This is a genomic window from Campylobacter sp. US25a, from assembly GCF_004379075.1.
GTDB lineage: Bacteria > Campylobacterota > Campylobacteria > Campylobacterales > Campylobacteraceae > Campylobacter_D > Campylobacter_D jejuni.
Map to the genome: position 1 here is coordinate 1 of NZ_RYYM01000076.1, position 630 is coordinate 630.

The 630-nt window shown below is 32.5% G+C and carries 1 pseudogene; it reads left to right on the plus strand.

Annotated elements, in window-relative coordinates:
* Window positions 1–100: 100 nt before the first annotated feature.
* Window positions 101–630 (plus strand): annotated as a pseudogene (locus ELQ12_RS09800) (flagellin); the annotation flags it as partial.

Genomic DNA, 630 nt, shown 5'->3' on the forward strand with positions numbered 1-630 from the left:
AGAACTTTTTCTCTCAACCCTATAAAGTAATTTTTATTATAAACGATATAGTCTATAACAAGTTCATGGACGAACTTGAATTTATTTAAAAGGATTTAAAATGGGATTTCGTATTAACACAAATGTTGCAGCATTAAATGCTAAAGCAAACTCTGATCTTAATGCTAAAAGCTTAGATCAATCACTTGCAAGACTAAGCTCAGGTCTTAGAATCAACTCAGCAGCAGATGATGCTTCTGGTATGGCTATTGCAGATAGCTTAAGATCTCAAGCAAATACTTTAGGTCAAGCTATATCAAATGGTAATGATGCTTTAGGTATCTTACAAACTGCAGATAAAGCTATGGATGAGCAATTAAAAATTCTTGATACTATCAAGACTAAAGCTACTCAAGCAGCTCAAGATGGACAAAGCTTAAAAACAAGAACTATGCTTCAAGCAGATATTAATAAATTAATGGAAGAACTTGATAATATTGCTAATACTACTTCATTTAATGGTAAGCAACTTTTAAGCGGTGGTTTTACAAATCAAGAATTTCAAATCGGTTCAAGTTCAAACCAAACTGTAAAAGCAACTATCGGTGCTACCCAATCTTCTAAAATCGGTGTTACAAGATTTGAAACAGG